Raw genomic sequence first — 13,559 nt, 5'->3', positions numbered from 1 at the left:
GTCAGGACGGGCCGAGGATGAGGTTCCACGTCCCGGCGAGCACGGCCGCGGCGACGGCGATCCCTCCGACGGCGGCGCCCACGGCCAGCAGCGCCCACTCGCGTGGGCCGAACGTCGATTCCCGGGCCCAGGTGCGGCGGCCCGGCGCGCCGAAGCCCCGGGCTTCCATCGCCGTGGCGAGCGTCGCCCCGCGGCGGAGCGACAGCACGAGCAGCGCGAAGGCCATGCCGAGGAATCGGCGCACCCGGCCGCGGTCGGCCACGCCGCGCGCGCGGCGCGCGAGCTCGAGCGCCCGCCAGTCGTCGAGGAACAGCCCTACCATGCGCAGCCCCGCGAGCGCCCCGAGCACGAAGCGCGAGGGCAGCCGCAGCACCTGGCCGAGCCCGTCGGCGAGGTCGGTGGGGTCGACGGTGACGAACAGCACGACCGAGGGCAGCGCGATGGCGAGCACGCGCAGCATCGTGGCGAACGCCAGCTCGAGCGACCCTTCGCTGACGCGGACGACGAACAGCTCCAGCAGCACCCGTCCCGACGTCTCGCCGTAGAGCGCGATCGTCAGCGCCGTGAGGGGTGCGGCGAGCCACACCGGCCACGTGCGCCGCCAGAACTCGCGCCAGCCGAGGCCTGCGAACGGGAACAGCGCGAACTCGAGCAGCAGGGCCACCCCCGCCGACACCGGGTCGAGGGTCAGCACGAGCGGCACGGTCAGAAGTGCCGCCGCGCCGAGCTTGGCGACGGGGTTGATCGCGGCGACCGGGCCGGTGCGCGCGCGGGTGCGCTCGAGCGTCATCCGACCGCCCCCATCTCCAGTTCGTCGGCGCCGAGCGCGCGCACCACCTCGCGGTCGTGCGTGATCGCGACGATCGCCGTCCCGGCGTCGCGGAGCTCTGCAAGCAACGCGACGAGCTCGCTCCAGGTGCGGGCGTCCTGCCCGAAGGTCGGCTCGTCGAGGACGAGCACGCGCGGCCGCGTCGCGATCGCCGCCGCGACCGTCAGGCGGCGCTTCTCACCGCCCGAGAGGGTGTACGGGTTGGCGGCGCCGAGGTGGTCGAGCCTCAGCCGCCGCAGCAGGTCGTCGACCCGCGCCTCGACGTCGGGCTCGGCCATGCCGAGCGCACGCGGCCCGACGGCGAGCTCGTCGCGCACGGTGCGCGTGAGGAGCTGATGCTCGGGCTCCTGGAACACCGTGCCGATGCGGGTGAGAAGCGCCCGCGAACTCCACCGGATCGGCGTCGGCCCCGCTCCGTCGGAGAGCGTCTCGGTCGCCAGAAGAGCACCGGATGCCGCGGGCAGAAGTCCCGCGAGCGTCAACCCGAGCGTGGACTTGCCCACGCCGTTCGGTCCGGTGACGGCCAGCACGCCGCGCTCCCGCACGGTGGCCCGCTCCACACGGGCCACGGGGGTGTCGCGCACGCGTGCGACTGCGAGGTCGTGGGCCTCCAGGAGCGTGCGACCGGGCGGCAGGGACGCCGGCGCCGGATGGCGCGGCGGCCGACCGGGCACCCAGACCCCCTGCGCGGCGAGCGCCGCGCCGTCGCGGCGCAGCACCTCGTCGGGTGCGCCGTCGGCGATGACTCCCCCCGCGCCCGCACCGGCACCACCCAGCACGATCACCCGATCCACGACCCCGAGCCACGCCTCGACCCGGTGTTCGACCACGACCAGCGTCATCCCGGTCTCGGCCGCGACGCGGGCGACGGCGTCGCGCACCTCGACCACGCCCAGCGGGTCGAGGTTGGCGGTCGGCTCATCCAGCAACAGGATGCCGGGACGCATCGCCAGCGCCCCGGCGAGCGCGAGCCGCTGCTTCTGCCCACCCGAGAGCGCCTTGGTCGGGCGGTCGAGGGGGACGTCGAGCCCGACGGCGTCGAGGGCCGCCCGCACGCGCGGCCAGATCTCCGCGCGCGGGACGCCGAGGTTCTCGCAGCCGAAGGCGACGTCGTCGCCGACGCGGGCGAGGATCACCTGGGCGTCGGGGTCCTGGAGCACCAGTCCCGCCCGCCCGCGGGCCTGGGCCGCCGGCGCCCCGTCGATGAGGAGCTCGCCGGCCCGCTCGCCGTCCTCCCCCTCGCCGAGCACGCCGGCGAACCCGTGCAGGAGGGTCGACTTGCCCGCCCCCGACGCGCCGAGCACGAGCACGCGTTCCCCCGGATGGATGCGCACCGTGACGTCGTTCAGCGCCCACGCGCGACGCGAGGCGTGTCGCCACCCCCAGCTGCGCGCCTCCAGCGCCCCCGGACGTGTACCGGTCGAGTCCACCGGTCTAGACGCGGGCGCGCGCCTCGCGCCCCATCGCGAAGCGGTCGAGTGCGCCGGTGGCGGCGAGGCCCCGTGCGAGCACCCACGACAGCGCCCCGGCGATGAGCGCCCCCGAGACGAGCGTGCTGGCGAGGTACACCGTGATGAAGAGGCCCCCCGAGCCCGGGTACCAGAGGATCAGGTTGTTGATGCCGCCGGCGAGCGCCGCGCCCATGCCGGCGAGCACGGCGACCGGGAGGCTCCAGCGCCGGTAGAAGAACAGCAGGAAGATGAGCTCGGCGCCGAGGCCCTGGACGAGCCCTGCCTCGATCGTGAGGAAGCCGCCCCAGGTGTTGCCGACGAGGGCCGAGACGACCGCCGCGAGCGTCTCGGTGTAGATCGCCGCGCCGGGCTTGCGGATGATGAGCGCTCCGAGCACTCCGGCGAACAGCCACGGGCCGTCGAGAAGGCCCTGGAGACCCGGAAGCAGCGGACTCAGAACGTTGCTCGGCCCGAGGTAGGCGATGTTCCACAGCAGGAACACCAGACCCGCCGCGACCCCGAGGACGCTCGCGATGACGATGTCGATGACGCGCCACCGGAAGCGGTGGCCGCCTCCGGCGCCGGTGGTCGACGGGGCGGACCCGGTCGTGGACGTGTGCGTATGCATCAGTACTCCTTCCTGCGCTGGCATGACCCAGATCAGGTTCGACGGTCGGAGCGCGATTCGCTCCCTCTCAGCCCGGCTCGCCGGACTCCCGTGGTATCGGCGATCATCATATCGCCGTCGGCGTTGTAGCGTAGGCGAATGGCGGAGGACGACCGGCACCCCCTCACGCGTCGCGCCTTGCGCCGGCACCAGGGGGAGTCCGATGCTGCGGAGTCGCCGTCTCATGCCGGAGTGCTGACCGCACCCGAGGGCGATGCCGCCCCGTCACCGACGAGATCGAGCTTTGCCGAGCCGTCGATCGTCGCCGCGTCGCGGCATCCCACCGCGCTCACCTGGGTCGACGAGTCCGCGATCCTCGCCCGCCCCCCAGGGTTCACCGACCTCTCCGGCGGGGGCGTGCCGTACGTGCCGGTGGGGCCCGACCTGCTCGCCGGCGCTCCGCGCCGCTCGATCCTCCGTCCGGGCGTGCTGCTTCCCGCCGCGGTGATCCTCGGTCTCATCGGCGGCTACGCCGCCACCACCGGGCTCTGGCCCCTCTACGCCGTAGCCCCCGAGGTCGAAGCCGTGCAGGTGCTCCCCGCCGCGGCGCCCGCGGCGGCGCCGGTCTGGCCCGCTGAGGGAAGCGCTGCGGTCGCCGTCGAGGGCATCGGAGGGCCGGTGGCATCCAGCGCCGACCGCGACGCCATCGCGAGCATCACCAAGGTCGTGACCGCACTCGTCGTCCTCGACGAGCTCCAGCTCGGCCCCGGCGAGCCGGGTCCGGAGTTCCGCTTCACCGGTCGCGACAGCGACGAGTACTGGGACTACCTGGCCGGCGGCGAGTCCGCCCTCGACGTTCCCGTCGGAGGCACTCTTTCGATGTATCAGATGCTCGAGGGCATCCTCATCGGATCGGCGAACAACTACGCCGACCGCCTCGCGTCGTACCTGTACCCCACCGACGCGGTCTTCGCCAACGCGGCGGCGAGCTGGCTCGACCGACACGGGATCGACGGGATCACGATCGTCGAACCCACCGGCATCGACGAGCGCAACAGCGCCAGCCCCGACGCCCTCATCCCGCTCGCCCAGCGCGCCCTCGCGAACCCGGTCGTCGCCGAGATCGTCGCCAAGCAGGCCGTCGAACTTCCCGGCGCCGGGCTCGTGACCAACACCAACGGACTTCTCGCCGACCCCGGAGTGGTCGGCATCAAGACCGGCACGCTCGATCGCTGGAGTCTGCTGTCGGCGAAGAACATCACCGTCGCCGAGACCCCGATCACCCTCTACGCCGCCGTCCTGGGTCAGCCCGACGACGAGGCGCGCCTCGCGGCATCCCGCGCCCTGTACACGCAGCTCGAGGCCGAACTGCAGCCGACGGTCGCGGTACCGGCCGGGACGACGGCCGGGTATGTGCGAACCGCGTGGGGCGAGGACGTTCCCGTCGTGACGGCGGCGGATGCCACGGTGATCGCGTGGAACGGAGGATCGGCGACCGTGGAGTCGACCTTCGACCTCGACGACGCGCGCGCCGAGGGCGAAACCGTCGGCGCGCTCACCGCGACCGGTGCGCTCGATGACAGCGTGGTCGGGCTCGAGCTCGCGCAGGACGTCGAGGATCCGTCGTTCTGGTGGCGACTCACCCACCCGCTGGAGCTGTTCGGCCTGACCGGCTGAGCGCGGCGGCGTCGCGGCTCCGGGGCATCGTCCCAGGCGAATCGGCCTAGACGAACTGTGCCGTGTGCTGGAGCCGTGTGCGGATCTCGAACAGTTCCGTGCCGCCGATGGCGCGCGCGCCGGGCAGCCCTCGACGCAGCACCGTGGCCAGGGCACTTCGCGAGACGAGCGCCACGGGGACGCCCTTGACCTTGCCGAGCTCCTGGATCATCTCGGTGACGTCCTCGTCGGGGAGCACCACGACGGCCCCGGTGAACTTCACCCTCGCGGCGCGGGAGACCACCCGCATCCGCGACAGCAATCCCGCGACGGATCCCTCGGGGATGCCGTCGCCGACGATCTCGCCTCGGCGGACCCCGACCGGTCCCCCGAAGTCCTCGGAGAGGATCCCGAACAGCCCGCTCGGGCCCAGCACGATGTGGTCGAGCTTGACGTCGGGGTCGCCATCGCGACCGGAGGCGGCGACGTCGTGCCACACGGTGTAGCCCATGCCGAGGTCGGCGACGGTGCGGGCGGTCTCCTCCTCGGCGAGGGCGTCGGCCAGCAGCCGGCGCAGGTGGTGGGGCGCGGAGCGGACGAGCGCCGGGTCGTAGGGATCGTCCACGGTGACACCACGTCCGACCCACTCGCGGACCAGGGTCAGGTATCGCTCGCGACGCCATCCCCCCGGGTGCCCGTACGACCGGGCGCGGGGACGCGTGTCGGCGCGGGGCGCCGGCGGGCGCCATCCCGACCATTCCGGTGCCGGTTCGGCGCCGAAGCCGTGCCCGCGGTCGTAGGCGGCGCGGGCCTCGGCGGTGCCGACGAGTTCCCAGGCGCGCTGCACCTGGACGAACACCGCCGCATCGCCCCCGGTGTCGGGGTGGGTCTGCCGCAGCCGCAGGCGGTAGGCGCGGCGCAGCGTCTCGTCATCGGCGGCGGGGTCGACCTGCAGCACCTCGTAGGCCGAGGCGGACAACGGACTGTCGAACACCGTTTCAGGCTATGCGCTGCTGATCGAGACTCGGCTGAGAGCGCCGATCAGGTCGCCGATCGTATGACCGGCATTCGAAGGATGCCGCAGGGGTCGTCTCGAACGCACCGTGTAGTGGTTGCGACGCCCGCGACGCTCGCGTTCGACGTAGCCCTCGGCGACGAGGTCGTTGAGGATCGTCACCGCTGACCGCTCGGAGATCCCCACGATGCGGGCGATCTCGGCGAGGGTGACGTCGTTGTTGTCGGCGACGGCGACGAGGACGTGCGCGTGGTGGGTGAGGAATGTCCACGCTCCGCCGCTCGCCATCACACGATTGTGACGGCCCGGGTGACGGGATGCCAACCCGGGCCGCCGTCGTCGATCGATCCCTCGTCAGCCGGCGCAGGCGCCGCCCTGCAGGTCGACCCGCGCGCCCCAGTGATCGATCGGCACTCGCGCCGGGTCGCCGGCGGTCTGCACCACCGTCCGGTCCGACCAGAAAGGTCCGCCGTGGACCGTGAGGCAGGACGCCTCGGGCACCAGGATCTCGTTCGTGACTCCGAGCAGCAGATCGCGGGAATCCGGTGCGATGGCGTAGGTGGCACGCTCCGTGCCGTCGGCCAGGAAAGCGACAACGGTGAGGTCTGACTCCCCGGCGTTTCGCACGCTGCCGCACCCGAACGGATTGCCACATCTGCTCGACGGTGCGCTGACGAAGGGGAGCATCAGCAGAGCGACGAGCCCGAAGGCCGGGAGGGCGATGAGGAGAGCCGCGCGGGGCCGACGCGTTCGGGTGGTCTCGCTCACCGCCGGCTCCCGGCCATGGCGCGACGCGAGCGGAAGACCGGCTCGAGCTCGGCCATCTCCTCCTCGGTCGCGAGACGGAAGGCTCCCGCCGACTCCACCTCGATCTCCCGGCGCCCCTGACCGCGGGTGGCGATGAGGGAAGCGGTGATGGCGACGGCGATGATGAGCGCGACCACCGCGAGCGAGACGAGGGTCGGGATCTTCACGACGTCGAGGAGGGCCATCTTCACGCCGACCCAGACCAGCACGAACGCGAGCCCGATCTTGAGGTAGCGGAAGCGGTGGATGAGGTCGGCGAGAAGGAAGTACATCGCCCGAAGGCCCAGGATCGCGAACGCGTTGGCGGTGAAGACGAGGAAGGGTTCACTGGTGACCGCGAAGATCGCCGGGATGGAGTCGACAGCGAAGATGATGTCGGTCACCTCGACCAGCACGAGCACCGCAAGAAGAGGTGTGGCGACCAGCACGCCGGCTTTGCGGATCAGGAAGCGCTGCCCGTGGTAGGCGTCGGTCATCGGCACGAAGCGGCGGAAGAGCTTCAGCGTCCGCGACTTCTCCGGGTGGACGTGCTCGTTGCGGGTGCGGATCATCTGGATGCCGGTGAGGATGAGGAACGCGGCGAAGACGTAGAGGATCCACGAGAAGTTCTCGATGAGCGCAGCGCCGGCGGCGATGAAGATCCCCCGGAACACTAGAGCTCCGAGAACACCGAGGAAGAGCACCCGGTGCTGGTACTCGCGCGGGACGGCGAAGGCGGCGAAGATGATCGCCCAGACGAAGACGTTGTCGACGGCGAGGGATTTCTCGATCACATATCCGGCGAAGTACTGCTGACCGAACTCCGCACCCCACGAGTTCCAGACGACGATGCCGAAGGTGATGCCGGACAGCACCCAGACGATCGACCAGGCCGCTGCTTCGCGGATGCCGATCACGTGGGCTTTGCGGTGGGCGACGAGATCGACCACGAGCATGGCGACGATCACGCCGAGGACGACGAACCAGGCCCAGAGCGGGACGGACATGAGAAAACCTCCACGAATGTCGTGAAGGTCTCATCGGCGTTCATCGCCCCACGCACCGGGTCACGTCGGGTGACCGTACTGTCGATGCGTCGCGAGGATTACTCCCCTTCGAGAAACAGTGAAGCACACTTCATGCTTCAGGGGCAAGCTCGTGCGGCGGGAAGACGGAGCGTAGGGTGCGATCGTGAGGCTCCTCCTGACATCCGGCGGCGTGACGAACCCCACGATCCGCACCGCTCTGGTCGAGATGCTCGGCAAGCCCATCGAAGAATCGGATGCGCTCGTCATCCCGACCGCCCAGTGGGGTCATCCCCTGTGCTCGCCGCAGACCGCGAGGCGAACCGTCGCCGCTCGCTCCCCCGGCGAATCGGCGCTCACGGGGCTCGGCTGGCGCTCGCTCGGGATGCTGGAACTCACCGCACTCCCGAGCATCGACCGCGATCGGTGGGTGCCCTGGGTCAGAGAGGCGGACGCGTTGCTCGTCGACGGCGGTGAGGCGGTCTTCCTCACACACTGGCTGCGGGAGTCCGGGCTCGCCGACATCCTTCCGTCCTTGACCGATACGGTGTGGGTCGGCGTCAGCGCGGGGAGCATGGTGCTGACCCCGCGCATCGGGTCGCGCTTCGTCGAGTGGCGACCCGACGAAGGCGACGAGACGCTGGGCCTGGTGGACTTCTCGATCTTCCCCCACCTGGATTACCCGGGTTGGGAGTCGAACACCCTCGAACGTGCCCACGAGTGGGCAGCCGACATCGGCCACCGTGCCTTCGCGATCGACGACGACACTGCGATCGCCGTGACCGGCGGCGAGGGACGAATCGTGTCGGAGGGCAGCTGGACCGTCCTTCGCGAGTGACGCCGCGTCCTGCGCGCGGGGAGGATCCGCGCGCGGCTCAGCCGGCGGGGCGCCCCGTCAAGACCGACGCGAGCGTCGGGCGCCAGTGCCGCTGCACGTACTCCAGGGCCTCATCGACCGGCAGCGCCCGGGTGGAGTTGCCCACCCGGATCCAGAGCTCTGTCGTCGCACCACCCCCACTTCCTGCGAGGAACACCGGCTTCGGCGACGGCGGACACTCCACGGCGCAGACGACCGCGTCGCCGGGAGCGACGCTGACGAACCGGATGCGCGGCAGCGCCGCCGCGTTCCGACCGAGCGCCGTGGAGAGCATGTCGCGCAGCCACAGCTCGAATCGGTCGTGATCGGGCGTCCGCAGGGTCGCGAGGTCGCGGTCGAGTCCCACCGCCTGACCGGCATCGTTCGCGCCGATGACGAGCACGCCGCCGCGGCTGTTGAGGAACGCGGCGATCGTCTTCGCGATCGCGAGCTCCATCCGGGCATCCTTCTTACTCTCCCGCACGTTCCAGCGCGCCGTCTCCTTGAACTCCGCGCGCTCCGACTCTCCCGCCCGCAGCAGCGCCGAGATGTCAGCGTCGCCCACCCCGCGCTGCGTGAGGGCCACGATCGACGCGACGAGGAACGACAGACCGAGGCTCGTTCCGAAGGTGAGGAGGAGGGTCGTGGGCATCCAGAGTCGTTGGCCGTAGAGGAACATGCCCGCCAGGAAGATGCCGACACTGAACCCGAGGAGTGAGATCAGTGTCATCGCCGTGACGCTCAGGGACAACCGGCGACCGAAGATCGCCAGGATCAGCCGGGCGAGCAGATAGGCGATGCCGACGGAGATCGGCAGCGCGACGGCGAAGTCGACCAGGAGGGGGCTCTGCGGCATCCGTCCCTCTCAGCGCAGCGCGCCCACGCTCGCCAGCGCGAGGCGGATGAGGGTTCCCCGGCCCCCCTCCATCTCGGCCGCGACAGCATCGGACGACGCCTCGTCGGGCGAGAGCCAGGTGACTTCGAGGGCGTCCTGACGCGGCTCGCACGTGCCGGTGACCGGAACGACGAACGCCAGTGACACCGCGTGCTGCCGGTCGTCGTGGAAGGCGCTGACGCCGGGGAGGGGAAAGTACTCGGCGACGGTGAACGGCACCGGCTGCGGTGGCAGCAGCGGGAAAGCCATCGGCCCGAGGTCGTTCTCGAGGTGGCGGAACAGCGCGTCGCGAACCGTTTCGCCGTACCGCACCCGCCCCGACACGATCGAGCGGGTGATCTCGCCGACAGGGGTCGCGCGCAGCAGGATGCCGACCTGGATCACCTGCCCCATGCCGTCGGTGCGGACGGGAATGGCCTCGACGTAGAGCATCGGGAGGCGCCGGCGGGCCTCGGCCAGCTCGATGTCGCTCAGCCATCCGGGGTTGGCCGACGAGCCCGTCGAACCGCCGCCGAGCCCGTCGAGCGGATCGCGGCGAGCGCTGCGGGCGTCGTCGTTCTCGCTCGGGTCGGGATCAGGGGTGCGCACCGGCATAGGTCATGTATACCCCGAGGTGTCGCGATCACCGAGGAGCAGGGACGCCGGGGCGGAGCTGTCGGCGACCTCTGGAAGGATGTCGGCATGTCCGACGAGCCCGCTCCCACCCTCGCCCTCGATGACGACCTGGTGCTGTGGTCGGCGGATCCCGATGACCGCACCGGGCGTCCGCTGCTGGTGCTGCTGCACGGCTACGGCGCCGATGAGCGCGACCTCTTCGGGCTGGTCCCCTTCCTCCCGTCCGACTTCGTCGTCGCCGCGGTGCGGGCGCCGCTGACCCCGCCGTGGCCCTCACCCGGATACTCCTGGTACCCCATCGAGGGTCTGCAGAGCCGCGATCCGGGGGCCGTCACGTCGGCTGCGCAGGCATTCCTGCACTGGCTGGATGCCGCGTCCGCGCCGGCGACGAGCGTCGGCCTCCTGGGATTCTCGCAGGGCGCCGCCGTCGCCCTGCAGGCGCTGCGCCTGGACCACGAGCGGTTCGCCTTCGCGGTGAACCTGTCGGGCTACGTCACGCCGGGTGCGCTTCCCGGCGACGCCGCCCTCGCCGCCCGGCGTCCGCCGGTGTTCTGGGGTCGCGGCTCCCGCGACGACGTCATCCCCGCGGCTCTGGTGGACCACACCACGAGCTGGCTCCCCGAGCATGTCGACCTCAGCGGGAGGCTGTACCCGGGGCTCACCCACAGTGTCTCGGAGGACGAGCTGCGCGATGTGCAGGTCTTCCTCGACAAGCGCCTCGCCGCGATGACGGAGACCGAGGCCGGGGCCGGGTAGGTCGGGCCGAGAGGGTCGGCGTCAGTCGCCTCCGCCGCCCCCGCCATCCCCGTCGCCGCCGGCGCCCGCGCCTCCGTCGAAGCCGCCGTCGGTGGAGTGCCGATCATCCCAGGTCGCAGCCCCCGTAGCTCCGGCGGCCTCCCCTCCACCCGAGCGATCGGGGCGACGCCTCGACGGCGACCGGGCCGCGCCGAACGCCAGGGCGAGCACCATTCCGATTCCCGCGCCGATCGCCATGCCCACGCCGACGTTGCCGAGCGCCAGACCGATGGCCACGCCCACGGCGACTCCGATGGCGATCCCGCCGATCCATCCCCCTGCCCGCCGATCGGGGCGATCCCCGTCGGCGCCTTCGTCTTCGACCATGGGCCTCACGCTATGCGCGGCGTCTGCTGTGCGCGTCCCTCGCCGGGCGGATTCCGCTCCGCCCCTCGGCGGAGAGTGCGAGGGGCGCGCGATCGGGTCGCCGGGTCGATGGCGCGCGGCACGCGACCCGTCACAATATGCGGCTCGCGCATCGCCAAGGCAGCACTTCTTGACGGGTGGCCGAATCGCCGGGCCGTCGGGCCGTCGGGCCGTCGGGCCGTGGGGCCCACAGCGCGCGCTGCCGCGCGCTCCGCGCGACCCGGCCTTTACCGCGCGAAGCGGCGCATCCCGTCGCGACCCGTCAAAGAGTGCGGCTCGCTCGGCGCGAGGGCGACGTTTTTCGACGGGTCGGCTACGCGCCGGCGCTCGCGAAGCGCGACTCACCCCGCGACCCGTCAGAAAGTGGGGCCCGCACGGCCCACGGGCAGCGTTTCTCGACGGGTCAAGGCCGCTTCACCCTTGCGCGCGAAGCGCCGCTCGCCCCGCGACCCGCCAGAAAGTGCGGCTCGCTCGGCGCGAGGGCGACGTTTTTCGACGGGTCGGCTACGCGCCGGCGCGCGCGAAGCGCGACTCACCCCGCGAGCCGTCAGAAAGCGCGGCCCGCACGGCCCACGGGCAGCGTTTCTCGACGGGTCGAGGCCGCGTCACCCTTGCGCGCGAAGCGCCGCTCGCCCCGCGACCGGCCAGAGAGTGCGGCTCGCACGGCGCGAGGGCGACGTTTCTCGACGGGTCGGCTACGCGCCGGCGCGCCCGAAGCGCGACTCACCCCGCGAGCCGTCAGAAAGCGCGGCCCGCACGGCCCACGGGCAGCGTTTCTCGACGGGTCGAGGCCGCGTCACCCTTGCGCGCCGCCCGGGATGACCCGCTACAGTGTTCAGGTCCTGTCCCCGACGTGAGGAAATCCGGTGAAGGTATCCGACGGCTCCGCGTTCACGCGCTAACACCGTCGACCCGCCGCATCCGTCAGGTCTTCTCTGCCGCATTTCGGCGCCCGGTGTCTGCGCATCCCTCAGACACCCGGGAGGCCTCGTGCCGCAGTCATCCGTTCACCCCTCCGTCGTCCTCGACGACGTCTCTTTCCACTGGCCCGACGGGACGGTCGCGCTCCGCGACGTCTCGGGCTCCTTTCCCGCGGGCAGCACGGGCCTCGTCGGCCGAAACGGCACGGGCAAGACCACTCTCCTCCGCCTCGTCGCCGGCGATCTCATCCCGACTGCGGGGCGCATCCAGCGCACCGGTGATGTGGCGACCCTCGCGCAGCGGCTGACGCTCGACGTCGATATCCCCGTCGCCGACCTGTTGGGCGCCGGCCCGGCCCTGCGCGCGGTCCGCGCGATCGAGGCCGGCGATGTCGCCCTGCGGCACTTCGACGCCGTCGGCGACGACTGGGACATCGAGGCGCGCTGTCACGCCGCCCTCGCGGAGGCGGGCCTCCAGCCCGACATGCTCGACCGCCGCGTGGGAGAGCTCTCGGGCGGCGAGGCCGTGCTCGCCGCGATCGCGGGCCTCCGCGCGGGCGGGGCGGCCATCACCCTGCTCGACGAACCGACGAACAACCTCGATCGCGATGCGCGCCACCGCCTCTACGACCTGGTCGACCAGTGGCAGGGAACGCTCATCGTCGTCAGCCACGACATCTCCCTGCTCGAGCGCATGGACGACACCGCCGAGCTGTACGACCACACGCTGTCGGTGTTCGGCGGGCCCTACTCGCAGTGGCGAGCCTGGCTCGATGCGGAACAAGACGCGGCGCGCCAGGCCGAGCGCGCCGCCGCTCAGCACTACCGCCGAGAGCGCCGCGACCGCATCGAAGCCGAGACGAAGATCTCGCACCGCCTGGCGATGGGACGCAAGGCAGAGCGCGAGAAGCGCGTTCCGAAGATCGTCGCGGGCGGGTTGAAGCGGGCCGCCCAGGTGTCTGCGGGCAAGTACCGCAGCGAGATGGCAGACCGCGAGCAGGCCGCCCGTGCAGCCCTCGACCTCGCCGAGCGTCGGATCCGTGACGACGACGCGGTGCGCATCGACCTGCCCGACCCGGGGGTCGCGGCGGGACGCCGCATCGCCACCATCGCCGGCGATCAGCGCGCGTGGATCATCCAGGGCCCAGAACGGGTGGCCCTCGTCGGCCCCAACGGGGCGGGGAAGACCACCCTGCTGGAACGGCTCGTCGGCGGGGGCGGTTCCGTCGGCGACATCCTGATCGAACCTCACACCGACCGGATCGGCTACCTCCCGCAGCGGGTCGACGGGCTGAACGATCAGGATTCCGTGCTCGCGAACATCGCCGCCGCCGCGCCGCACACCGGCACGGTGGAACTGCGCAACCGGCTCGCCCGATTCCTCATCCGCGGCGCGGCGGTCGACCGCCCGGTGTCGGCGCTGTCAGGCGGGGAGCGATTCCGGGTGGCGCTGGCCCGCCTCCTCCTGGCCGACCCGGCACCTCACCTTCTGGTGCTCGACGAACCGACGAACAACCTCGATCTCGACACCGTCGACCAGCTCGTCGCAGCACTCTCGTCGTATCGGGGGGCGGTACTGGTCGTCAGCCACGACGACGCGTTCCTCGGCCGGCTCGGCGTGGACCTCGTGCTCGAGCTGCGGGACGGTGCGCTGGAAGAGCTCTGACCTCAGCGGAGAGAACCCGCAGGACGGGGAATGAGGAGGGGTCCGGTCAAGCCCGCCCCGATGTCGGAGGTGCGCGG

The 13,559-nt window shown here is 71.7% G+C and carries 14 protein-coding genes and 1 riboswitch; of the genes, 4 read left to right on the top strand and 10 right to left on the bottom strand.

All coding sequences use genetic code 11. The features are described from left to right. Position 1: 1 nt before the first annotated feature. The 3 genes from DT073_RS04645 to DT073_RS04635 form a co-directional block, all read right to left on the bottom strand. Positions 2-790, bottom strand: coding sequence for an energy-coupling factor transporter transmembrane component T family protein (locus DT073_RS04645; RefSeq protein WP_124292329.1), 789 nt, complete (start codon positions 788-790; stop codon positions 2-4). Then, positions 787-2,259: an ABC transporter ATP-binding protein gene (locus DT073_RS04640; RefSeq protein WP_205783026.1), complete on the bottom strand. Its 1,473-nt coding sequence runs from the start codon at positions 2,257-2,259 to the stop codon at positions 787-789. Before DT073_RS04640 ends, DT073_RS04645 begins: the two co-directional genes overlap by 4 nt. Positions 2,260-2,263: 4 nt before the next feature. Then, positions 2,264-2,908 (bottom strand): ECF transporter S component, encoded by a 645-nt coding sequence (locus DT073_RS04635; RefSeq protein ID WP_124292328.1) that lies wholly within the window; start codon positions 2,906-2,908, stop codon positions 2,264-2,266. Beyond that, positions 2,901-3,010, bottom strand: a riboswitch (TPP riboswitch). It overlaps the preceding gene by 8 nt. Before the next feature lie 36 nt (positions 3,011-3,046). Between DT073_RS04635 and DT073_RS04630 the strand changes: the two genes are divergently transcribed. Continuing rightward, positions 3,047-4,564 (top strand): D-alanyl-D-alanine carboxypeptidase family protein, encoded by a 1,518-nt coding sequence (locus DT073_RS04630; RefSeq protein WP_124292327.1) that lies wholly within the window; start codon positions 3,047-3,049, stop codon positions 4,562-4,564. A 46-nt stretch (positions 4,565-4,610) separates the two neighbouring features. Here DT073_RS04630 and DT073_RS04625 read toward each other — a convergent pair whose 3' ends face one another. The 4 genes from DT073_RS04625 to DT073_RS04610 all read right to left on the bottom strand — a co-directional run bounded on the left by DT073_RS04625 (position 4,611) and on the right by DT073_RS04610 (position 7,351). Continuing rightward, positions 4,611-5,537 carry a nuclease-related domain-containing protein gene (locus DT073_RS04625; RefSeq protein WP_124292326.1) on the bottom strand — a complete coding sequence of 309 codons (927 nt, stop codon included), beginning with the start codon at positions 5,535-5,537 and terminating at the stop codon, positions 4,611-4,613. Positions 5,538-5,546: 9 nt separating this feature from the next. Then, positions 5,547-5,846: a helix-turn-helix transcriptional regulator gene (locus DT073_RS04620; RefSeq protein WP_124292325.1), complete on the bottom strand. Its 300-nt coding sequence runs from the start codon at positions 5,844-5,846 to the stop codon at positions 5,547-5,549. Positions 5,847-5,912: 66 nt separating this feature from the next. Beyond that, positions 5,913-6,326 carry a hypothetical protein gene (locus tag DT073_RS04615; protein ID WP_124292324.1) on the bottom strand — a complete coding sequence of 138 codons (414 nt, stop codon included), beginning with the start codon at positions 6,324-6,326 and terminating at the stop codon, positions 5,913-5,915. Further along, on the bottom strand, positions 6,323-7,351 hold the full coding sequence (locus tag DT073_RS04610; protein ID WP_124292323.1) for a TerC family protein: 1,029 nt from the start codon (positions 7,349-7,351) through the stop codon (positions 6,323-6,325). The genes DT073_RS04615 and DT073_RS04610 overlap by 4 nt, the downstream gene beginning before the upstream one ends. Positions 7,352-7,535: 184 nt before the next feature. Here DT073_RS04610 and DT073_RS04605 point away from each other — a divergent pair, with 184 nt between their 5' ends. After that, on the top strand, positions 7,536-8,207 hold the full coding sequence (locus tag DT073_RS04605) for a Type 1 glutamine amidotransferase-like domain-containing protein (RefSeq protein WP_124292322.1): 672 nt from the start codon (positions 7,536-7,538) through the stop codon (positions 8,205-8,207). Between the two features lie 37 nt (positions 8,208-8,244). Here the strand turns inward: DT073_RS04605 and DT073_RS04600 are convergent, their stop codons facing one another. Next, positions 8,245-9,081 carry an AlbA family DNA-binding domain-containing protein gene (locus tag DT073_RS04600; RefSeq protein WP_124292321.1) on the bottom strand — a complete coding sequence of 279 codons (837 nt, stop codon included), beginning with the start codon at positions 9,079-9,081 and terminating at the stop codon, positions 8,245-8,247. 9 nt (positions 9,082-9,090) lie between these two features. Continuing rightward, positions 9,091-9,714 (bottom strand): NUDIX hydrolase family protein, encoded by a 624-nt coding sequence (locus tag DT073_RS04595; RefSeq protein ID WP_124292320.1) that lies wholly within the window; start codon positions 9,712-9,714, stop codon positions 9,091-9,093. Positions 9,715-9,801: 87 nt separating this feature from the next. Between DT073_RS04595 and DT073_RS04590 the strand changes: the two genes are divergently transcribed. Then, entirely contained in the window at positions 9,802-10,491 is a 690-nt protein-coding gene (locus tag DT073_RS04590; protein WP_124292319.1) for an alpha/beta hydrolase, read from the top strand. A 21-nt stretch (positions 10,492-10,512) separates the two neighbouring features. On the opposite strand, the gene DT073_RS04585 is transcribed toward DT073_RS04590, so the two are convergent. Next, positions 10,513-10,857, bottom strand: coding sequence for a hypothetical protein (locus tag DT073_RS04585; RefSeq protein ID WP_124292318.1), 345 nt, complete (start codon positions 10,855-10,857; stop codon positions 10,513-10,515). A 1,029-nt stretch (positions 10,858-11,886) separates the two neighbouring features. Between DT073_RS04585 and DT073_RS04580 the strand changes: the two genes are divergently transcribed. After that, a complete protein-coding gene (locus tag DT073_RS04580; RefSeq protein ID WP_124292317.1) occupies positions 11,887-13,482 on the top strand; it encodes an ABC-F family ATP-binding cassette domain-containing protein in 1,596 nt (531 codons plus the stop codon). Positions 13,483-13,559 lie beyond the last annotated feature (77 nt).

Origin of the sequence: Microbacterium sp. ABRD28 (assembly GCF_003850245.1) — a bacterium.
Taxonomy (GTDB): Bacteria; Actinomycetota; Actinomycetes; order Actinomycetales; family Microbacteriaceae; genus Microbacterium.
Note: the sequence above shows the minus strand (reverse complement) of the source record. Positions and strands in the feature narration are given on the sequence as shown.

Excerpts from the sequence above, each read along its gene's own strand:
- DT073_RS04645 (WP_124292329.1), bottom strand. The coding sequence starts at position 790 with ATGACGCTCGAGCGCACCCGCGCGCGCACCGGCCCGGTCGCCGCGATC.
- DT073_RS04635 (WP_124292328.1), bottom strand. The coding sequence starts at position 2,908 with ATGCATACGCACACGTCCACGACCGGGTCCGCCCCGTCGACCACCGGC.
- DT073_RS04630 (WP_124292327.1), top strand. The coding sequence starts at position 3,047 with ATGGCGGAGGACGACCGGCACCCCCTCACGCGTCGCGCCTTGCGCCGG.
- DT073_RS04620 (WP_124292325.1), bottom strand. The coding sequence starts at position 5,846 with ATGGCGAGCGGCGGAGCGTGGACATTCCTCACCCACCACGCGCACGTC.
- DT073_RS04610 (WP_124292323.1), bottom strand. The coding sequence starts at position 7,351 with ATGTCCGTCCCGCTCTGGGCCTGGTTCGTCGTCCTCGGCGTGATCGTC.
- DT073_RS04600 (WP_124292321.1), bottom strand. The coding sequence starts at position 9,081 with ATGCCGCAGAGCCCCCTCCTGGTCGACTTCGCCGTCGCGCTGCCGATC.
- DT073_RS04595 (WP_124292320.1), bottom strand. The coding sequence starts at position 9,714 with ATGCCGGTGCGCACCCCTGATCCCGACCCGAGCGAGAACGACGACGCC.
- DT073_RS04590 (WP_124292319.1), top strand. The coding sequence starts at position 9,802 with ATGTCCGACGAGCCCGCTCCCACCCTCGCCCTCGATGACGACCTGGTG.
- DT073_RS04585 (WP_124292318.1), bottom strand. The coding sequence starts at position 10,857 with ATGGTCGAAGACGAAGGCGCCGACGGGGATCGCCCCGATCGGCGGGCA.